The 19961-nt window shown below is 37.6% G+C and carries 19 protein-coding genes; 17 read left to right on the top strand and 2 right to left on the bottom strand.

The genetic code is table 11. The annotated features are described in order from the left end of the window. The first annotated feature begins 7 nt into the window (after positions 1–7). Genes UCH001_RS10805 through UCH001_RS10790 form a run of 4 tightly spaced genes read left to right on the top strand, consistent with a single transcriptional unit; the run spans position 8 to position 4603 of the window. A complete protein-coding gene (locus tag UCH001_RS10805) occupies positions 8–1093 on the top strand; it encodes a PDZ domain-containing protein (protein ID WP_067177739.1) in 1086 nt (361 codons plus the stop codon). 10 nt (positions 1094–1103) lie between these two features. After that, positions 1104–1964: a polyprenyl synthetase family protein gene (locus tag UCH001_RS10800; protein ID WP_067177738.1), complete on the top strand. Its 861-nt coding sequence runs from the start codon at positions 1104–1106 to the stop codon at positions 1962–1964. Between the two features lie 7 nt (positions 1965–1971). Next, positions 1972–3945 (top strand): transketolase, encoded by a 1974-nt coding sequence (gene tkt, locus UCH001_RS10795; protein ID WP_067177736.1) that lies wholly within the window; start codon positions 1972–1974, stop codon positions 3943–3945. A gap of 1 nt (position 3946) precedes the next feature. Then, positions 3947–4603 (top strand): HAD family hydrolase, encoded by a 657-nt coding sequence (locus tag UCH001_RS10790; RefSeq protein WP_067177735.1) that lies wholly within the window; start codon positions 3947–3949, stop codon positions 4601–4603. Between the two features lie 4 nt (positions 4604–4607). On the opposite strand, the gene UCH001_RS10785 is transcribed toward UCH001_RS10790, so the two are convergent. Together UCH001_RS10785 and UCH001_RS10780 are read right to left on the bottom strand one after the other, a co-directional pair. Continuing rightward, on the bottom strand, positions 4608–6470 hold the full coding sequence (locus tag UCH001_RS10785; RefSeq protein ID WP_067177733.1) for a methyl-accepting chemotaxis protein: 1863 nt from the start codon (positions 6468–6470) through the stop codon (positions 4608–4610). A gap of 265 nt (positions 6471–6735) precedes the next feature. Beyond that, positions 6736–8595: a methyl-accepting chemotaxis protein gene (locus tag UCH001_RS10780; protein ID WP_067177731.1), complete on the bottom strand. Its 1860-nt coding sequence runs from the start codon at positions 8593–8595 to the stop codon at positions 6736–6738. A 236-nt stretch (positions 8596–8831) separates the two neighbouring features. Between UCH001_RS10780 and UCH001_RS10775 the strand changes: the two genes are divergently transcribed. From UCH001_RS10775 to UCH001_RS10715, 13 genes are all read left to right on the top strand, one after another. Next, positions 8832–9941: an alanine--glyoxylate aminotransferase family protein gene (locus tag UCH001_RS10775; RefSeq protein ID WP_067177729.1), complete on the top strand. Its 1110-nt coding sequence runs from the start codon at positions 8832–8834 to the stop codon at positions 9939–9941. Between the two features lie 2 nt (positions 9942–9943). Further along, positions 9944–10798: an ATP phosphoribosyltransferase regulatory subunit gene (locus UCH001_RS10770; RefSeq protein WP_067177727.1), complete on the top strand. Its 855-nt coding sequence runs from the start codon at positions 9944–9946 to the stop codon at positions 10796–10798. Between the two features lies 1 nt (position 10799). Further along, a complete protein-coding gene (locus UCH001_RS10765; protein WP_067177725.1) occupies positions 10800–12047 on the top strand; it encodes an adenylosuccinate synthase in 1248 nt (415 codons plus the stop codon). A gap of 25 nt (positions 12048–12072) precedes the next feature. Beyond that, on the top strand, positions 12073–12501 hold the full coding sequence (locus UCH001_RS10760) for a flagellar export protein FliJ (RefSeq protein ID WP_067177723.1): 429 nt from the start codon (positions 12073–12075) through the stop codon (positions 12499–12501). A 5-nt stretch (positions 12502–12506) separates the two neighbouring features. Beyond that, positions 12507–13034 carry a MotE family protein gene (locus UCH001_RS10755; RefSeq protein ID WP_067177721.1) on the top strand — a complete coding sequence of 176 codons (528 nt, stop codon included), beginning with the start codon at positions 12507–12509 and terminating at the stop codon, positions 13032–13034. Positions 13035–13118: 84 nt separating this feature from the next. Further along, a complete protein-coding gene (locus UCH001_RS10750; protein WP_067177719.1) occupies positions 13119–13673 on the top strand; it encodes a DUF507 family protein in 555 nt (184 codons plus the stop codon). Then, complete coding sequence (carA, locus tag UCH001_RS10745; protein WP_067177717.1) at positions 13670–14800, top strand: glutamine-hydrolyzing carbamoyl-phosphate synthase small subunit; 1131 nt, start codon at positions 13670–13672, stop codon at positions 14798–14800. The genes UCH001_RS10750 and carA overlap by 4 nt, the downstream gene beginning before the upstream one ends. A 93-nt stretch (positions 14801–14893) precedes the next feature. Next, positions 14894–15505 (top strand): sulfite exporter TauE/SafE family protein, encoded by a 612-nt coding sequence (locus UCH001_RS10740; RefSeq protein ID WP_371258007.1) that lies wholly within the window; start codon positions 14894–14896, stop codon positions 15503–15505. Then, positions 15502–16740 carry a PAS domain-containing sensor histidine kinase gene (locus UCH001_RS10735; protein ID WP_067177714.1) on the top strand — a complete coding sequence of 413 codons (1239 nt, stop codon included), beginning with the start codon at positions 15502–15504 and terminating at the stop codon, positions 16738–16740. The genes UCH001_RS10740 and UCH001_RS10735 overlap by 4 nt, the downstream gene beginning before the upstream one ends. Next, positions 16737–17417, top strand: coding sequence for a response regulator transcription factor (locus tag UCH001_RS10730; RefSeq protein ID WP_067177712.1), 681 nt, complete (start codon positions 16737–16739; stop codon positions 17415–17417). The genes UCH001_RS10735 and UCH001_RS10730 overlap by 4 nt, the downstream gene beginning before the upstream one ends. Positions 17418–17574: 157 nt before the next feature. After that, on the top strand, positions 17575–19041 hold the full coding sequence (gene ccoN / locus UCH001_RS10725; protein ID WP_067177710.1) for a cytochrome-c oxidase, cbb3-type subunit I: 1467 nt from the start codon (positions 17575–17577) through the stop codon (positions 19039–19041). A 15-nt stretch (positions 19042–19056) separates the two neighbouring features. Then, entirely contained in the window at positions 19057–19722 is a 666-nt protein-coding gene (ccoO, locus tag UCH001_RS10720; RefSeq protein ID WP_067177709.1) for a cytochrome-c oxidase, cbb3-type subunit II, read from the top strand. Between the two features lie 16 nt (positions 19723–19738). After that, positions 19739–19948 (top strand): cytochrome c oxidase, cbb3-type, CcoQ subunit, encoded by a 210-nt coding sequence (locus tag UCH001_RS10715; RefSeq protein ID WP_371258006.1) that lies wholly within the window; start codon positions 19739–19741, stop codon positions 19946–19948. Positions 19949–19961: the final 13 nt, after the last annotated feature.

The following is a 19961-nucleotide window of genomic DNA, read 5'->3' as shown; positions in this document are numbered from 1 at the left end:
GCAGTATGTGAAACGTCTAGGTCTCTTTCTTTTTTTAGCAACAAGTGCTCTTTTTGGAGCAGAAGCACCAGTAGCATCTACACCAGCTCCCGCTTCTAAAGCAGAGTTCGTATACCCTGATTTTTCACAATGTTATGAAAAAAACAAACAATCTGTTGTTTATTTTGGTAAAACAAGAGCGATTGCCATTAGTGAAAAGCAGGCAATTGCGTATTCAAAAGAAAAACCAACTGTGCCCTTTGCTAAGTATGATTATTACTCCAATCTCTATCTTTTCGACTCGCCAAAACCGCTTATTCCTGTAAAATTAAAATCAACCAGTGAGATGAAACTTGGTGAATGGCTTGTGAGCATGACGGACAACTCTTTGGTTGCAGTCAATGCTTCTAAAATAGGAAAAAGTGCCAATGAATTTTTTGAATTTGGTGGAGTGGGAGAAGTAAATACGCTAGTTGGTGGGCTATGCTGTGAAATGTATGGACTAGGAATTGGCGATAAATTTTTTATTGGATCTGAGTCTCTTCAGCGCTTCATCGATGGAAAATCAGCCTCATTTCAAGAGTTAGGGGTACGCGTTGTTGATGGCAATGAGAGTGTAATCGTTGATTTTGTGGATCCAACATTTAAAGATGCAAAATTAAAAGTAGGTGATAAAATCACACTGCTCAATGGTAAAAAAGTAAGCAATGTAACAGAATTTGGTGATGCCCTAAAAACATTTAAAGATCTTACAAAAGTGAGTGCACAAATTCAACGCGATAATGCATGGATTGAAGAAAATATTTTAGCACCAAAACCTGTTGTAAAAAAAGTCGAGCCTAAAAAAGTACCATTACCTGAAACCAAAAAAGAGAGCTATTTACAAACGAAAGGGTTTAAGTTTGACAATGATCTTAGACTCAAAGAGATCGCACGTGGTTCTTTTGCTGAACAAAGTGGTTTAAAAGCAGGTGATCGTTTAATTCAAATTGATCAAGTACCAGTAGAGCGAGTTTCTGAGGCTGATTCTTATTTGGCTAAGGCACGTAATCGAGAGGTCAGTCTCTTATTTGACCGTGACGATTTCCAATTTTTTGTAACATTGAAACGTTGAAAGGGAAGTTTTGAGTTCTAAAGAGTTAGTAGAAAAGTTCGAGCAGTTTTTAAAAGTAAAGCTTCCTGTTGTTGAAAGTTTTCATCCACATTTTAGTCACGCTTTTGGCGAGATGCTTGATGTAGGAGGAAAGCGGTTCCGTCCTCTGTTGCTTCTTAGTGTTGTTGAAAGCTCCAAGCCTCTTTTAATTGAAAATGCCTTGCATGTAGCACTTGGGTTAGAAATGATGCATACGTATTCGCTGATTCATGATGATTTGCCATGTATGGATAATGCAGCGCTTAGACGAGGGCATCCTACATTGCATGTTAGCTATGATGAGACTACGGCTGTATTGATTGGCGATGCTTTAAATACTCATGCGTTTTATCTCTTGGCAAATGCTCCTTTAAGTGCTGAAATTAGAATTAAGCTGGTATCCATTCTTTCCAGTGATGCTGGAATCTACGGAATGGTTCTAGGTCAAGCAATTGATTGCTTTTTCGAAGATAAACATTTGAATGTAGATGAATTAAGTTTTTTACACCTTCATAAAACAGCTAAATTGATTGCAGCTTCGCTGCTTATGGGTGCTGTGATCTGTGAGTTAGATAAAGCAACTCAAGAGATACTTTATCAGTTTGGTCTTAAACTAGGACTTTTGTTTCAAGTGCAAGATGACATTATTGATGCAACATTGACAAGCGAAGAAGCGGGTAAACCAACACAAAATGATGGTCATAAGAACTCATTTGTCAATTTACTAGGACTAGAGGGTGCCAAAGAGACGAAGCAAAAACTTCTGCTTGAACTGGATGGTGAATTAGAAAAGCTTGATGCAGCTTTGTCGCATAGACTCAAAAGCATTGTCGAAGCATATTTTAAAGGATAGATATACAATGGAAAATAAAAAAATATTGAAAAAACAAGCCGATACAATTCGTTTTTTAGCAGCAGATATGGTACAACGTGCAAACAGTGGTCACCCAGGTGCTCCTATGGGTTTAGCAGATATCGTAACAGTTTTAGCACGTCATATTACACATAATCCGAAAAATCCAAAATGGTTGAATCGCGATCGTTTAATCTTTAGTGGAGGACATGCTTCAGCGCTTGTGTACTCATTTTTACATCTATGTGGTTATGATCTTAGTATTGAAGATTTACAAAATTTTAGACAATTAGGTAGTAAAACACCAGGTCACCCTGAATATGGCGATGTTCCTGGTGTAGAAGTTACTACAGGCCCTTTAGGACAAGGTATTTCTAATGCCGTTGGTTTTGCGATGGCAGCAAAATATGCAGCAACACTTTTAAACAAACCAAAAGCAGAAGTGATTACCCATAAAGTTTACTGCTTATGTGGCGATGGTGACCTACAAGAAGGCATTAGCTACGAGGCGTGTTCACTTGCAGGACATCTAGGACTTGATAATTTAGTGGTTATTTATGATAGCAATGCCATTACGATTGAAGGAGATACTTCTATTGCATGGAGCGAAGATGTTAAACGTAGATTTGAAGCGCAAGGCTGGGAAGTTTCACGTATTGATGGACATGATTTCGATGAGATCAATGAAGTATTAGAGCAATCTAAAGAGCAAACAAAGCCTTACTTGATTATTGCAGATACGACGATTGCAAAAGGTGCATGTGAGATGGAAGGAAGCCATCATGCGCATGGTGCACCTCTTGGATGTGAAGAGATTAAAAACTCTAAAATGAAAGCAGGATTTGATCCTGAAAAAAGTTTTAGCGTAGATGACGATGTTCGTGCTCGTTTTAATTGTGCTCTTGAAAAAGGTGATCTTGCTGAAGCTGGGTGGAATGCGCTTGTTAAAAATGGATTGAGTGCTGAGCAAAAAGCGCTTCTTGAAGCTCTCTTAAATCCTGATTTTTCAAAAATTGAGTGGCCAACTTTTGAGAGTGATGTCGCAACACGCGATAGTAATGGAAAAATTATCAATGCAATTGCTAAAGCTATTCCTAGCTTCTTAGGGGGAAGTGCAGATCTTGGTCCATCAAATAAAAGTGAACTCAATGGCATGGGAGATTTCCCTTTTGGTCCTAATATTCACTTTGGTATTCGCGAACATGCTATGGGTGCTATTATCAATGCGTTTGCACTGTATGGTTTATTTATTCCTTATGGTGCGACATTCTTTATTTTCAGTGATTATATGAAGCCATCTGTTCGTTTAGCGGCATTGATGAAACTTAAAAACTTTTATATCTGGACACATGATAGTATTGGTGTCGGCGAAGATGGACCAACGCATCAGCCAATTGAGCAACTCAGTCAATTTAGAGCACTCCCTAACTTTTATGTTTACCGCCCATGTGATGGTAGAGAGAATGTAAAAGCATGGCAAAAAGCATTGAGTATGCAAGCTCCTGCAGCATTTGTGTGTTCACGTCAAAAACTAAAAGCGCTTAAAGATGATAGAGTGCATGGTGATGTTGAAAATGGTGGTTATTTGCTGACAAAACGTGATAACGCAACTGTAACATTACTGGCAAGTGGTAGTGAGGTGTATATGGCACTTGAAGTAGGGTGCAGACTTTCAAAAATGGGTGTTGCAACGAACATCGTTAGTGTGCCGTGTTTTGATCTTTTTGTTGAACAAGAAAAATCATACATCGATACGGTTATTGATCCTAAAACAAAAGTATTTGCGATTGAAGCAAGTGCCGGTAATGAATGGTACCGTTTTGCTGATGAAGTGATTGGTATGAAACGTTTTGGTGCGAGTGCTCCTGCAGATTTATTGTTTAAGAAATTTGGATTAACATCTGATGCTGTTACTGAAAAAGTTTGCGCTGCATTAGGTGTAACGTATCAGGCAAGCAGTGGTACTAGCTGCAAGTGCTAATATGAATAAAGCGATCATTTTCGATCTTGATGGCACACTTCTTGATACGCTTGAAGATATTGCCATCAGTGCTAATTTTGCCTTGACAACGCTTGGTTTTAACGCTGAGTCAACAGAAAAATATCGTTATTTTGTAGGTGAGGGTGTTTTCAAACTTTTTGAAAACATCTTTGCCCAAACTCCTCAAACACAAGAGGTTATTCAAGAAGCTGTCAGCTTATTTGAAAGCCATTACGCCAAACAATTTAATCAAAATACTAAGCTTTACGATGGTGTGAGTAAGATGTTGACATTTTTGCAAACACGTGGCTTTAAAATGGCAATTCTTTCTAACAAACCCGATTCTTTTACCAAAATGTGCACTGTAAAATATCTACGGTCATGGAAATTTGACGTTGTTTTCGGTGCCCGTAATGGTGTCCCAAGAAAGCCTCATCCACAAGGTGCATTAGACATTAGTTCTCTCTTAGAGATAGAACCACATAGGTGTTATTATCTGGGTGATACAATGATCGACATGCAAACGGCTAATAGTGCTGGGATGATAGCCCTTGGTGCATTGTGGGGCTTTAGAGAAGAAGATGAACTACGAGAACATGGTGCAAAACATTTGGTGAAAACACCCAGCGAGGTCATAAAGCTCCTCGCCGAGGTTTAAGATTTTAGGACTTAAATTTTCCGAGTTCGTTATTGAGATTTTCTGTCATCGCATGTAAATGTTCACTCGCTTGAGAAACATTGTCAATGCTGGTGACATTTTCTTTTGAAATCACATTGATTTTTTCAATCTCTTCAACCATTCCCTTGATTTGCGTTGCCGTATGTACAAAGTTATCAACGGTTGCATGGGCATCTTGAATGGTTTTTTGAATGGTTGTATCAATATTATTCATACCATTTTGTAACTCTATGGAGATCGATGCAAGAGCATTAACCTCCTCAGCATTATGAGCAATGTCTGTATTGGCATCCATGATAGATTGAACAACAACATTAATGGTTGCATCTATCTCTACTAAGCTTTTTTGAGTACGCTCAGCGAGTTTTCGTACTTCATCTGCAACAACGGCAAATCCACGTCCATGCTCGCCTGCACGTGCCGCTTCAATGGCCGCATTAAGGGCTAGCAAATTGGTCTGATCAGCAATATCTCTAATGATGCTTAGGACCTCTTTGACTTCGTTGGCATTGTGACTGACGGTATTTAAACGATCCGCTAAACTCTGCTCTTTTACAGCAGTTTCTTGCATGGTACGTTCAAGTTGCTCTGCTTGATTTTTAACCGTGTTAATGTCTTGTTGTGTTTTACGAAGTGCCTCTTGTGATGCTGTTGCTTTTTGTACCGATGCCTCGATAGCGCTTGTAAGCGCTATGCCGTTATCTTTTGTTTTACTCACAATTTTTGCCTCAGCATCAACATTGCGTACGACTTCAGAAGCTGTACGAGAGAGCTCTTCTGAAATAGAAGCATTTTCATTACTGATCTCTTTTGATTTTTTAACAATTTCATGAAGTTTTTCAATGAATTTGTTAATGTTCCCCGATACTTGGCCAAATTCATCATTGCTTGCTGCTTGAAGACGTTGTCTAAGATCACCTTCTGAACTTGAAAGATCTTGAACAACTTGGTTAAGTTGATCGAGAGGTTGTAAGAGCATTTTAATTAAAAAAATCATAATACCAACAGAAAGAATGAGCATAATAAGCCCCATAATAAAGAGCTCTTTCACTTGGCTATTTAAGAAAGCATATGCCATATCTTTATCGAAAGTAATACCTGGGATCCAGTTTGTTTCTTCAGAAGCTTTGTAAGCAAAAATTTTATTTTCTCCTTCAAAAGCATATTCGATTAATCCTTCTGGATCTCCTTTGAGTTTTGTTGCTAAAATAGACTCTTTACCTAGCATTTCAGCTTTTGGATGTGCAACGATAATTTTTTTTGCATCCAAAAGCATTCCGTAGCCACCATTGAAATTGATGTCGCTTACAGCTTTTACAATATGCTTGAGCTCAAATGAGGTTGCAACGACACCAACAATCTTTCCATTTTTTACAATCGGTGCCATAACAGCTACAAGGTCAATAGGATCAGCAGATCCGCGGTAAATATCTGTCATACCAGCCTTACCTGTTGTTTTCCCCATAACGTACCAAGGACGTGTTCGCGGATCAACTTTAGGAATGGTGTTACTACCATAAATCATAATGCCACTACTTTCAATACCTAAAAAGCTATCGCGCCCTTCCGATGCTTTTGTTGTTTCTTGAAGAATGGCTTTGGCTTGTGCTTCGCTCATGTTTTCGATGTCGCTTAGCATACGTGCAGCGCTTGAGAGGCTATTTTTCTTACTCAAAACCCATAGATCAATATAATCGGTTAATGAGCGAGATGCCATTTTGAGGTTTGTCTCAACTTGAGTAATACTATTTTTCTTTGTATCGATATAGCTTACAACACCAAATGCTGTAAGGCTAATACAGATTAAGAGTGAGATAATCAAAGTGACTTTTGTCTTAAAGTGCATAAATGACTCCTTTTTGTGAGAGTTGTGTTAACATGTAAAAATGCGGATACTTTACATTAACGACGTAAGGTTTTTATTATAGCGCTTTTTTTGTGACGAAAATGAGACTTTGATGAGGATGATTACCTCACATAAGTATAAACTATGAAGATAGTAACATCTTTTTGTTGCAAATATGTTGTAGTTCTTTAAATGGTAGGAGAGAAAAATGAAGAAAAATACTAGGAGATACCTGAGTATGGATAATACTCAGGTATTATAGATTTTACGACTTAAACTTACCCAGTTCGTTGTTAAGGTTTTCAGTCATCACATGGAGGTGTTCAGAAGCTTGAGAAACATTGTCGATACTTCCAACATTCTCTTTAGAGATGGTATTGATCTTCTCGATCTCATCCACAATCTTTTTGATTTTAGAAGCGGTATCGATAAAGTCATTAACTGTATGGTGTGATTCATCAATGGTTTTATGAATAATGGTTTCGACACTGTTCATACCATCTTGAAGTTCTATAGAGATAGATGCTAATGCATTGACTTCTCCTGCATTGGCAGCAATATCAGTATTGGCATCCATAATGGATTGAACCACCACATTGATGGTTGCATCAATCTCAACCAAGCTTTTTTGTGTTCTCTCAGCCAACTTTCGTACTTCATCGGCAACCACGGCAAAACCACGTCCATGCTCTCCTGCCCTTGCAGCTTCAATCGCTGCATTGAGGGCTAAAAGGTTGGTTTGATCGGCAATATCTCTAATGATGTTTAGAACATCTTTGACTTCATTGGCATTATGGCTTACTGTATTAAGACGTTCAGCCAAGTTTTGCTCTTTTGCAGCTGTGGCTTGCATGGTGTATTCGAGTTGTTCTACTTTAGCTTTTACATCAGAGATATCTTTTTGAGTAGCACTGAGTGCTTTTTGAGAATCTTTGGCTTTTACAACAGAGGTTTCAATACTTTTAACTAATGCAATACCTTCTTCTTTTGTACTCTCAACGATTTTAGACTCTGTGTCTACATTACGTACGACTTCTGATGCGGTACGTGAGAGTTCTTCTGAGATAGAGGCATTTTCATTACTAATCGTTTTAGACTTTTTCACAATCTCATGAAGCTTTTCAATGAATTTATTAATGTTACGTGACACTTGAGCAAATTCATCATTGGAAGCAACAGAAAGTCTTTGTCTAAGATCACCTTCACTACTTGAGAGCTCTTGTACTACACCATTGAGAGTATCCAGTGGTTTGAGTAGAGCTTTAATCAGCACAATCATTACTCCGATGGAGAGGATAAGCATTACAAGGCCCATTAACATGAGATTTCTAATTTGTGCATTTAAAAAAGCATACGCGGTTTCTTTATCAAAAGTAATTCCAGGAATCCAACCGGTCTCAGAAGAGACTTTAAACGCAAAAATTTTATTAGCACCTTGGAATTCGTACTCGATAAATCCCTCTTTTTTTTCTTTAAACTCTTTGCTTAAGGTTGATTCTGTACCAAGAAGTTCTTTATTTGGGTGTGCAACGATCATTTTTTTGGTATCAAGGAGCATGCCGTAACCACCGTTAAAATTAACATCGCCAACAGCTTTTACTAGGGTTTCTAAAGGAAGATCGATGCCAACAACACCAACCATTGATCCATTTCTCATAATAGGTGCCATGACAGTAACCATAAGGACTTTCGCAGTTGCACCAACATAGGCATCTGTAATGCCCACTTTCCCTTCGCTTTTTGCCTGTTTGTACCAGCCTCTTGATCTTGGATCATATCCTTCAGCTTTTTTCTTGCCACTACCATAAATCATTTTACCATCTTCAAATCCAGCATAGGATTCCATTGCATCGTATGTCTTACTCATCTCTTTCAGTCTTGCTTCTAACTCTGCATCATCTGTGACATGACTCAATGAGCGTGCCGCTCCAGCAACACCACTTTTTTTAGAAGCAACCCAGAGGTCGATATAATCTGTCAATGCACGTGATGCCATTTGTAGACTGGCTTCAACTTGCACAACGCTGTTTTTCTTTGTGTCGATGTAGCTAAAGAGGCTAAATGCGCCTAAGCTTAAAAACATCAATACGGAGATGGTTAGAATGATCTTGGCTTTAAACGACATGCGTTTTCTCCTTGAATATGAGTAGATTTATATGGAAAGAATACACAATACAATCATAATAAAAAGCTTTTTATTTTAAATTATATTATTTATGTAAGTTTAAAGCAGAAAAGAGACTTCTAAGAGACTTTTTTGCTCTAAAAAGAGTGCTTGATTAAAGTGACATCCCACTAAAGAAACAACAAGCAAGATTTTGTTACAATCGCACTCAAAACTATACACGATGAGGATCTCTTATGTTACTTTTGACACCAGGACCAACACCTGTTCCTGAAGCCGTCCGTATGGCAATGGGTACTCCAACCATTCACCATAGAACACCTGAGTTTGAAGCTATTTTTGAAAAAGCTAGAGGCTATTTAAAAGCGCTTTTTGATATGGAAGAAGTTTTAATGTTGGCAAGCAGTGGAACAGGCGCAATGGAAGCATGCGTTCTTCATTTGTGCCAAAGTAAGGCTATTGTTGTCAATTCTGGTAAATTTGGTGAGCGTTTTGGCAAGATTTGTGCTGCATACAATAAGCCTTTTGTTGAAATTAAAAATGAGTGGGATACCCCAGTCAGTGTTGATGCAATTGTTGAACTTGTTAAAAATGATGAGAGCATTGATGCGGTATGTATGCAAGTATGCGAGAGTGCTGGTGGTCTTCGTCATCCTGTTGAAGCGGTTGCAAAAGCAGTGAAGGCTATTCGCCCAAATATTATGGTCATTGCAGATGGTATCACCGCTGTGGGTGTTGAAAAAGTTGATACAACGAACATTGATGCACTTATTTCTGGTAGCCAAAAAGCACTGATGCTTCCTCCAGGACTTGCATTTATTGGTTTAGGTGCTAAAGCATTGGAGATCATCGAAAATGGTGGAGTAGGGTACTATTTTAATCTCAAAACAGAGCTAAAAAATCAACGTAAAAACACTACTGCATGGACGGCTGCGACAACACTTGTTATCGGTCTTGTAGCGATGTGCGAACTCATCGACTCTGAGGGTGGACTTGAAAAACTGTATGCTGATACAGCAAAGAGAGCGCAAGCAAGTAATAAAGCCCTTGAAGCACTTGGACTTCACATTTATCCAAAAGTTCCAGCGAAAGCCATGAGTGCTGTGTTGCATGATGAAGCAAGCAAAATTCGTAAAATTTTAAAAACCAAATACGGTGTCAATATGGCAGGTGGACAAGATCACATCAAAGACACACTCTTTAGAATCAATCATATGGGTCTTGTAAATGTGTATGAAACCGCATGGACTCTCAATGCTGTGGAACTTGCTCTTGCAGAACTTGGTAAGCGCGCTTACGATGGTACTGCCAATAGGGCCTTTACCCAAGAATTTTATCAAGGTTAATAATGATTTATGAGCACGAGATACCCACAGGGAGCAAGCTTTATTTTGGAGAGAGTGCCAAATTAAAGCGTAAGCTTGAAAATGTGGCAAGTGAACTCTTTTATGATGCAGGTTTTGAAGAGATTGTAACACCTTTTTTCTCTTATCATCAACACCAAAGTATTGATGAAAAAGAGTTGTTGCGTTTTTCAGATGAGCAAAACCATATTGTCTCTCTAAGAGCTGATAGTACGATGGACGTAGTACGTTTAAGCACGAAACGTGTAGGCCGTAGTACAAATCATTCTAAATGGTTTTATATTCAGCCTGTTTTTCGCTATCCTAGTCATGAAGTGCACCAAATCGGTGCAGAATTGATTGGTGAAGAGAATTTGAGTTTGAGCATTGCAACAAGTTTGTCTATTTTTGAAAAATTTTCACTCAAACCATTGTTGCATATAAGCAATATCAATATCCCTAAAATTCTCTCTGAGATGTTAAATTTAGACCTCAAAATCTTTGAGAAGGGAGAGCTTCAAAAGCTATTGGCACTTGATATTCCTTGGCTTACGAAGTTGACATGTTTACAAACACTTCAAGAACTTGATGCGGTCATAGAAGAAGTGCCTGAGGTTCTTAAAATTGAACTTCAAAAACTCAAAGCACTCTCTGCTCATATCACATACGATAATGTCGTTTTCGCACCACTGTATTATGTCAAAATGCGTTATTACAATGCACTATTTTTTAGATTTATTCATAAAAATTTTACATTGGGCTCGGGTGGAAGTTATGACTGCGAGGGCATAGGCTCAAGTGGTTTTGGTCTTTATACAGATGATTTAATCGAAATATTAATTAAAAGAGATGGACAATAAGATGAAAGCTGATATGATCGTAGGAATTCAATGGGGTGATGAGGGAAAAGGCAAAATTGTAGATCTTCTCGCGCAAGATTATGATGTTGTATGCCGTTACCAAGGTGGACATAACGCAGGACATACCATTTGGGTTGATGGTGTTCGTTACGCGCTTCACTTGATTCCTTCTGGAATTTTAAATCCAAAAGCACTCAATGTTATCGGCAATGGTGTTGTTGTTTCACCAGAAGCGCTTATCAAAGAGATGGCACAGTTTGATAAACTCGAAGGTCGCTTGTTTGTAAGTGATAAAGCACATATGATTTTAAATCATCACATTTTAATTGACCAAGCGAAAGAAAAACTACGAGGTGCTAAAGCCATTGGTACTACAGGTCGCGGTATTGGACCAAGTTATGGTAGCAAAATTGAACGTAGTGGACATCGTTTGGGTGAGCTTCGAGATACTACAAAATTAGCGACAGCTTTGGTTGAATTTTATACTGAAAATAGCGCGCTCTTTAATGCACTAGGTATTGTGACACCAGATTTTGAAACGCTCAAAAAAGAATTAGATGGTTATGCAAAAGTCCTTCTTCCATTTTTGACAGACACAACGCATATGGTGTGGAGATGTTTGGATGAAAATAAAAAAGTACTTCTAGAGGGTGCTCAAGGTACAATGCTTGATATCGACCATGGAACCTATCCATTTGTAACTAGTTCGAATACCATTAGTGCGGGTGCATGTGTTGGTTTAGGACTTAATCCAAAAGATATCGGTAAAGTAACAGGTATCGTCAAAGCATACTGTACTCGCGTAGGAAATGGACCATTCCCGACAGAAGATTTTGGAACTGAAGGCGATCAGCTTCGAGATAAAGGCCATGAATATGGCACATCTACAGGCCGTGCACGCCGTTGTGGTTGGTTTGATGCGGTTGCATGTCGTTATGCAAGTCGTATCAATGGGTGTGATGATCTTTCTATCATGAAATTGGATGTTCTTGATGGTTTTGAGACAATTAAAGTGTGTGTGGCTTACGAGCTCAATGGCCAAAGAATTGAAACATTACCTGAAGATTTAGAGAACGTTAAACCAATCTATGAAGAACTACCAGGTTGGGAGAGCGTTGTAGGTTGTCGTAAATTTGAAGACCTGCCAGAAACAGCTAAAGCATATCTCAAACGCCTTGAGGTGTTAACAGGAACGAAAATAGGTTTAGTATCAACAAGCCCTGATAGGAACGATACAATTATTTTATAATCTTTGCATATAAAGGTCATTATTGATGAAAAGTCAGTTCTCAAAAATTGCAAAAATTCGTAAACAAAAACGAGATGCGATAGAGCGAGAGCTGATGAAAAGTCAAAATAAAGAACGTCTGCTTACGCATAAAATTGCTTCATTATACGATGATATTGCAGCAGTACAAATGCCAAAAGAAGGGCTTGTAACCCTTCTTTTAATGGTCAATGAACAAAAAAGCATTCTAAATCGCGAAAAAAAACGGTATGAGCAAGAACTTTTTGTAGTAGAGCGTAATACAAAAAGACTTCAGGGTGAATATCAAAAAGCGCATGTTGAATATGAAAAAATCAAATATCTTGAAGAGCAAGAACTGCAAGCGATGATGGATAAGCTCAAACGAGAAGAACAACTCTACCTGGATGAGATATCAACAATGTTGTTTGCGGGTGAAATCAGTCAAAAAAGGTGATAAGCATGAAGTATATTTTGATCGTATTGTTGGGTACAGTACTTTATGCTGAGACAATAGATTGTACTCAGGTTTTTGAAACACGAAAAAGTGAACTTTTACGTGAAGTTGAAAAAATTGATGAAGCCAGACAATCCTTTGAAGCTCTCCAAGCTGCTACGAACGCTTTGTTTGAAAAACAAAAAAATGCACTTAAAGAGAGAGAAAATACTCTCGCTAAAACAAAGCAAGAAATTGAAGCAAAAGAGAAGCAGATAGCAGCGATGCTTGAAGAAAATAAAAAACTTTTAGCCCAAGTTGAAGCAAAAAAAGGCGATAAGTTAGATGAAACGTATATCAAGATGAAAGATGCTGCAGCTGCAGCGATTGTTGAAAAACTTCCTGTTCATGAAGGTGCCGCTATCATGTTTGGGTTACCTGCAAAAAAAGTATCTCAAATTATGGCAAAAATGAATCCTCAAATTGCCTCTGAAATCACTCAGCAACTTAAAAAGGGCCCTCCCTTTGTTGAGAACAACCAAACAAAAGAGTGACAAAAACCTCTCTAGCCTTTCTCTAAACAGATATTTACCTTACTTTGGATAAAATGTGTGAAAATTCAGAAGTAAGGTTTATGGATGAAAATCAGATTGCCTCATGCCCCTTATATTGCCAATAAAATAGCGATCGATATTTTAAATTGTGGATTTGTTACCATGCTTAAGGGCTTAGAGCCTATTGTAAAAGTCGCAGAGGATTTGATTGTTGCCGATATTAAACAAGAGACTGCGCTTGAAGAGCGTGTAACAGAGATTTTGGAACAAAACGAAGATGAAATGGAGTTCCAAAGAGTAGACCGCAGAAACATGTTCTGGCTTATTAAGAAAAAATTAGCAAAAGAGTTTGGTGTTATTTTATCATACGAAGATAGATACAATGAAATTGCACACAAAATTTTAGAGATATGCTGGAAAATGGGCTATATTGAATACAATGTCGCAGAAAACCGTGTTAAAAACGTTGTGTATAATGCGATTGAAACGTATATCTCACAATTTCAAGAAATTGAAAATGAAGTGGCAGATAAAATTGCACATTACAAACGAAAATTGGTTCCTGGTTCGGAAGAGTATGATTTAATTTTTGAAAAGCTCTACGAAGAAGAGCTAAGAAGAAGAGGAATGTTATCATGATGTTAAAACCTGTATGGATTTATCTTGAAAATGGCGTTTTTTTAGAAGCGAAAAGTTTTGGCTTTGAAGGTTCAAAAACAGGAGAAATTGTTTTTAATACCTCTCTAAGCGGTTATCAAGAGATCATGAGTGATCCAAGTTACGCAGGTCAGTTTATTGTATTTACAATGCCTGAGATTGGAATTGTTGGAACAAATGATAACGATATGGAAAGCTCTACCATTTATGCAAGCGGTATGTTTGTAAGAAGTTTAAATGAAACACCTTCAAATTTTCGCTCTCAAAAAAGTTTACCGGAGTTTTTGAAACAACATAAAAGCATGGGTATTTGTGATATTGATACAAGATACCTTACTAAAATGATTCGTGATTCTGGTCCTAAAATGATGATTGCTTCTACCGAAGTGAGCGACCCTGAAAAACTTAAAGCAATGCTTGCTTCTAGTCCACGTATTGAAGAAGTGAATTACATTGAAAAAGTAAGTACACCAAAATCATATGTACACGATCATGGTGTATGGAATGCAGAAACACAAAGTTATAATGCTACACCAAAAAGATTGGGTAAAAAAATCCTTGCAGTGGATTTAGGTATCAAACATAATATCTTAAATGAACTCTATGAAGTGGGTCTTGACGTCGAAGTCGTACCTCACAATTTTAGTGGTGATGATGCTATCGCTCGCTACAAAAAAGGTGAAATCCACGGCGTGTTCCTTTCCAATGGTCCTGGTGATCCATTGATTTTAAAAAGTGAAGCGGCAGAAGTAAAAAAGCTCATTGATGCGAAAGTGCCGATGTTTGCGATCTGTCTAGGTCATCAATTGCTTTCTATCGCACACGGTTATCCAACCTACAAACTTAAATTTGGACAACATGGTGGAAACCATCCTGTTAAAAATACTAAAAGCAATATTGTAGAGATTACAACACAAAATCATAATTACAATGTTCCTGATTCAATCTGTAAGATCGCAAAGATTACGCATGTAAATCTTTTTGACAATACTATTGAAGGTCTAGAATACAACGATGCTCCTATTTTTTCAGTACAGCATCACCCAGAAGCAAGCTCTGGACCACAAGAGAGTAGATATATTTTCCAAGAGTTTGCCAACAGACTCTAATCATCCTACTATCGGAGCAGTATCATAAACGCTATTGATATATCAGCAATCATCAGTGTTGCATTCTTAGGAAGTTTAGGGCACTGCATCGGTATGTGTGGAGGTTTTGTAATGGCGTATAGTAGCGCCAAAATTGATACCTCCACCTCTTCACTCTTTCAGTTTTTTGCCCATTTGAGCTACAATTTAGGAAGAATCAGTTCATATATATTTTTAGGAATCCTTTTTGGTGCACTGGGAAGTATTTTTACCTTCTCCGCTAAACTCAATGGTTATTTCTATTTTGTTATTGGTCTTTTAATGGTTCTAATGGGATTATCTATGATGGGGAAAATTAAATTTTTAACCTCTTTAGAATCAACCATTGCCTTTAATCCGACCATCAAAACACTTTTTTCTAAATTGATTCATTCCAAATCTCTCACCAGTTTCTATGGCTTAGGGCTTTTAAATGGCTTTTTACCATGCGGGTTAGTCTATTTCTTTTTAGCAGCAGCTGCAACTTCTGGTTCTTGGTTTAGCGGAGGCATTACAATGTTGCTTTTTGGTTTAGCAACTATGCCAGCGATGCTTGGACTTGGTTTTGTCGTTGGCTTCCTCAAAGGAAGTGGGTTTAGAGAAGTGATGATTAAAATAGCTTCTTTAATTATAGTAGGTTATGGCGTTTATATGGCGTATCTTGGTTATAGTGCGGCAATCGCATGAAGTTAGAGCAGTATCAAAGTGCTATTGAAAGTAGCAATATTATTTCTAAAACGGATATCTTTGGCATTATTACGTTTGTCAATGATGAGTTTTGCAAAATATCAGGTTATACTAAAGAGGAACTTGTTGGTAAAAATCATAATATTGTAAGACACCCTGATGTTCCTGCGTCAACATTTAGACAACTTTGGCAAACAATTCTTCAAAAAAAAACTTATAAATCAACCGTTAAAAACCTTGCGAAAGATGGTAGTACCTTTTATGTTAACACAACGGTATTTCCTATTTTAGATGAAAATGGAGATATAGAAGAGTTCATCGCTATTCGCTACGATGTAACAGAGAGTGTGCGTTTAAGTGAAGCGTTGATTACTAAAGATGAAGAGCTTGAGGAGTTGAACGCAACACTCGAACAAAGAGTCAAAGAGCAAACAAAAGCATTAACAGAACTCAATCAGACACTTGAAGAGCGTGTTAAAGAAGAAGTTGAAAAAAATCGCGAAAAAGATCGATTTTTATTTCAACAATCACGTTTAGCTTCTATGGGTGAAATGATCGCAAATATTGCGCATCAGTGGAGGCAACCGCTTTCAGAACTTAACATTACGCTTTATAAGATGAACAAACTCTATCGTCGTCAAAACGATGGTAAAGATGTTGAGTTTGAAGATAGCTATACCCATGCTAAGAAAATTATTTCTAAGATGTCTGAAACGATTGAAGATTTTCGTCATTTTTTTAGCCCTGATCGACAAAGTGAAGATTTTGCACTCAGTGCAGTTGCACAAGAAGCCATGGATATTATGCGAGGAACTTTAGAAAAAAATGATGTTGAAATACGTCTTGATGTAAAAGTAGATGCTCATATCAAGGGGTACTTTAATGAATTTTCTCAAGTACTAATCAATTTAATCAATAATACAATTGATGCGTTTTGCCACAATAAAATAAAAAATAGATTAATTTATATTGAAATTGACACATCTGAGCAAGGAGATGCTATAATTAAAGTCTGCGATAATGCTGGTGGGATTGACGAAGCTATTCTAGATAAGATTTTTGAGCCTTATTTTACGACAAAGCATGCGAGTGCTGGGACAGGACTGGGGCTGTATATGAGTAAGATGATTATTAACAATAGCATGAAAGGATTTATTGTTGCAAAAAATTGTAACGATGGAGTCTGTTTTACCATTACAATACCGCAGTTAAAGAGTGAAAAGGAAGAGCAATGAGTGGATTGTCTAAGTTGACGGCTTTGTTTGTTGAAGATGAAGAAGATCTAAGAGGCGCCTTAGAGAGTGCAATTGGAGATGAATTTGCTAAGTTTATTGTTGCACGTGATGGCGATGACGGACTTAAAAAATTTAAAAAATACAAACCAGATATCGTTATTACAGATATTATGATGCCTGTAATGGATGGTTTGGTTATGGCAAAAGAGATTAAACATATCTCTAAGCAAACACCGATTGTTATTTTAAGTGCATTCAGCGAAAAAGAGAGATTACTAGAGGCTATTGATGTTGGTATCGATAAATACCTTATTAAACCTATTGATCCGGATGAACTTCTTAAAACATTGAAATTGGTTTCAAAAGAGATGTTAGATCAAAGTGACATTGTGGATCTTGGTTTTGGGTACCAGTTTGATAAAAGCCGAAGAGTTCTTGTCAAAGAGGGTAAAACAATTTTCTTGACAAAAAAAGAGTTACTTTTTATCTCAATCTTGGTAAAAAATCTTGGTGTATTTGTACTTCATGAAGAGATTAAAAAGTATGTTTGGACAAACAAAAAAGTAACAGATTCAGCCATACGAACCTTTATTAAGCGTGTGCGCGAAAAAACGGATAAAGAATTTATCAAGAATATTCCAGGTCTTGGCTACAAAATTAACACACAAGAACGATAGTTTCATCGTTCTTGTTTCTCCTCCTTTTTTAATTTTTTCTTAACTTTTTTATTTAACACAAATTTAATCTTCTTAAGCTTCGTTGTAGATTTGCTGCACTATAATTCTTGCATTATGTGATATTTTTGTGACATAAAAACACAAGTAGGAGGAATTGATGCAGGCTAGAGATGCATTGAACTATGACTATTCAGTAGCCAAATGTTTTACCTACGCAGCGATCCTTTTTGGAATCGTTGGTATGTTAATAGGTGTGGTTATCGCCTATCAAATGGCTTTCCCTGAGTTGAATTACTTGGCGGGTGAATATGGTACTTACAGTCGTTTAAGACCATTACACACATCAGGAGTAATTTTTGGATTCTTACTGAGCGGAATCTTTGCAGCATGGTACTATATTGGGCAAAGAGTACTCAAGGTTTCGATGGCAGAGTCACCGTTTTTAATGATCGTTGGAAAGCTTCATTTTTGGCTTTACATGATTCTAATGACAATTGCTGTTGTTACCCTTTTTATGGGTATTGGTACTTCTAAAGAGTATGCAGAGCTTGAGTGGCCTTTGGACATTCTTGTTGTTGTCGTTTGGGTACTTTGGGGTTTTAGTATTTTTGGTCTCATTGGTATCAGACGTGAAAAAACACTCTATATCTCTATGTGGTATTTTATTGCAACCTTTTTGGGTGTTGCTATGTTGTATCTATTCAACAATATGGAAGTCCCAACCTACTTTATTGCAGGAACTGGAAAGTGGTATCACTCTGTATCTATGTATGCAGGAACAAATGATGCTATGGTTCAATGGTGGTACGGTCACAACGCGGTGGCATTTGTTTTCACAGTGCCTATTATTGCGATGATCTATTACTTCTTACCAAAAGAATCTGGTCAAGCAGTTTACTCTTATAAACTTTCACTCCTCTCTTTCTGGGGTCTAATGTTCGTTTACCTTTGGGCAGGTGGACACCACCTTATCTACTCTACAGTGCCTGACTGGGTTCAAACAATGGGTTCTATTTTCTCAATTATCTTGATTCTTCCATCATGGGGTAGTGCGATTAACATCTTGCTTACGATGAAAGGACAATGGGGTCAACTCAAAGAGAATCCGTTGGTTAAATTGATGATTTTTGCTTCAACATTCTATATGTTCAGTACCCTTGAAGGTCCAATCTTATCTATCAAATCTGTTAATGCTCTTGCGCACTTTACAGACTGGATTCCTGGACACGTTCATGATGGTACATTAGGCTGGGTAGGCTTTATGACTATGGCAGCATTGTTCCACATGGCTCCTCGTATGTTTAAACGTGAAATCTATAGTAAAAAATTGATCGAAGCACAATTCTGGATTCAAACAACGGGTATCGTCTTGTACTTCTCAAGTATGTGGATTGCGGGTATCACTCAAGGTATGATGTGGAGAGCAACAGACCAATTTGGTAACCTAGCGTACTCATTTATCGATACGGTAACAGTTCTTATCCCATACTATGCGATTCGTGCAACAGGTGGTTTATTGTACCTAATCGGTTTCTTCATGTTCACTTACAATATGTATAAAACAATGACTGCAAGTAAAGCAATTGAGTCTGAGCCTCAAAATGCTTCACCTATGGCAGCGTAAAAGGAGGATAGGATTATGTTTCATTGGTTAGAGAGAAACCCATTCTTTTTTGCGGTAGGTGTATTTTTAGTTATTGCGTATGCAGGTGTTGTAACAATTTTACCTGACTTCATGGAAACAGCACGTCCCGTTGTAGGAACAAAACCTTACACAGTGCTTGAGTTAGCAGGTCGTCAAGTCTATATCAAAGACAGCTGTAATGCATGTCATTCACAACTTATTCGTCCATTCAAATCTGAGACAGACCGTTACGGTATGTATTCTTTAAGTGGTGAGTATGCTTATGATAGACCATTCCTCTGGGGTTCAAAAAGAACAGGACCAGACTTAATGAGAGTTGGTAACTATAGAACAAGCGACTGGCATGAATATCATATGCTAGATCCAGTAAGCGTAGTACCAGGTTCTATTATGCCAGCGTACAAACATATGTTTAAAAATACAGCCGACATTGATACAGCATATGCAGAAGCATTGACTGTAAAAAAAGTGTTTAATGCGCCTTATGATCAACCAGATATGCCAAAACTTGGTACACATGAAGAAGCAAAAAAAGTTGCAATGGAACAAGCAGCTGCTATTGTTGCAGATATGAAGAGCCAAGAGGTAAAAGAGGCATTTAAGCGCGGTGAGATTAAAGAGATTGTTGCATTAATTGCTTATCTCAATAGCTTAAAGTAAGGTGTTAACGGTGAGTATGGACACAATTAGAGAGATTCAAGCGTATGCTTATGTGGCAGCAACAGTTTTTTTAGTGATTGTTATGTACAGTTATTTGTACCATCTTTACAGGGCTGAAAAAAAAGGTACACGCAACTATGAGCAGTATGGCAATATAGCATTACACGATAATATTGATGATGCTCCAATTGAGACCCGTACTCCATCAAACAAAGAGAAAGAATAAAGAGGAGCGATAA

It is taken from the genome of Sulfurospirillum sp. UCH001, from assembly GCF_001548035.1.
Lineage (GTDB): Bacteria > Campylobacterota > Campylobacteria > Campylobacterales > Sulfurospirillaceae > Sulfurospirillum.
The sequence above is the reverse complement of the archived record's forward strand: the minus strand, read 5'-3'. Positions and strand labels throughout refer to the sequence as shown.

Bases quoted from the DNA above. Each gene is read 5' to 3' on its own strand.
- tkt (WP_067177736.1), top strand. From the start codon at position 1,972: ATGGAAAATAAAAAAATATTGAAAAAACAAGCCGATACAATTCGTTTT.
- UCH001_RS10790 (WP_067177735.1), top strand. From the start codon at position 3,947: ATGAATAAAGCGATCATTTTCGATCTTGATGGCACACTTCTTGATACG.
- UCH001_RS10785 (WP_067177733.1), bottom strand. From the start codon at position 6,470: ATGCACTTTAAGACAAAAGTCACTTTGATTATCTCACTCTTAATCTGT.
- UCH001_RS10780 (WP_067177731.1), bottom strand. From the start codon at position 8,595: ATGTCGTTTAAAGCCAAGATCATTCTAACCATCTCCGTATTGATGTTT.
- UCH001_RS10775 (WP_067177729.1), top strand. From the start codon at position 8,832: ATGTTACTTTTGACACCAGGACCAACACCTGTTCCTGAAGCCGTCCGT.
- UCH001_RS10770 (WP_067177727.1), top strand. From the start codon at position 9,944: ATGATTTATGAGCACGAGATACCCACAGGGAGCAAGCTTTATTTTGGA.
- UCH001_RS10765 (WP_067177725.1), top strand. From the start codon at position 10,800: ATGAAAGCTGATATGATCGTAGGAATTCAATGGGGTGATGAGGGAAAA.
- UCH001_RS10760 (WP_067177723.1), top strand. From the start codon at position 12,073: ATGAAAAGTCAGTTCTCAAAAATTGCAAAAATTCGTAAACAAAAACGA.
- UCH001_RS10755 (WP_067177721.1), top strand. From the start codon at position 12,507: ATGAAGTATATTTTGATCGTATTGTTGGGTACAGTACTTTATGCTGAG.
- UCH001_RS10750 (WP_067177719.1), top strand. From the start codon at position 13,119: ATGAAAATCAGATTGCCTCATGCCCCTTATATTGCCAATAAAATAGCG.
- carA (WP_067177717.1), top strand. From the start codon at position 13,670: ATGATGTTAAAACCTGTATGGATTTATCTTGAAAATGGCGTTTTTTTA.
- UCH001_RS10740 (WP_371258007.1), top strand. From the start codon at position 14,894: ATGTGTGGAGGTTTTGTAATGGCGTATAGTAGCGCCAAAATTGATACC.
- UCH001_RS10735 (WP_067177714.1), top strand. From the start codon at position 15,502: ATGAAGTTAGAGCAGTATCAAAGTGCTATTGAAAGTAGCAATATTATT.
- UCH001_RS10730 (WP_067177712.1), top strand. From the start codon at position 16,737: ATGAGTGGATTGTCTAAGTTGACGGCTTTGTTTGTTGAAGATGAAGAA.
- ccoN (WP_067177710.1), top strand. From the start codon at position 17,575: ATGCAGGCTAGAGATGCATTGAACTATGACTATTCAGTAGCCAAATGT.
- ccoO (WP_067177709.1), top strand. From the start codon at position 19,057: ATGTTTCATTGGTTAGAGAGAAACCCATTCTTTTTTGCGGTAGGTGTA.
- UCH001_RS10715 (WP_371258006.1), top strand. From the start codon at position 19,739: ATGGACACAATTAGAGAGATTCAAGCGTATGCTTATGTGGCAGCAACA.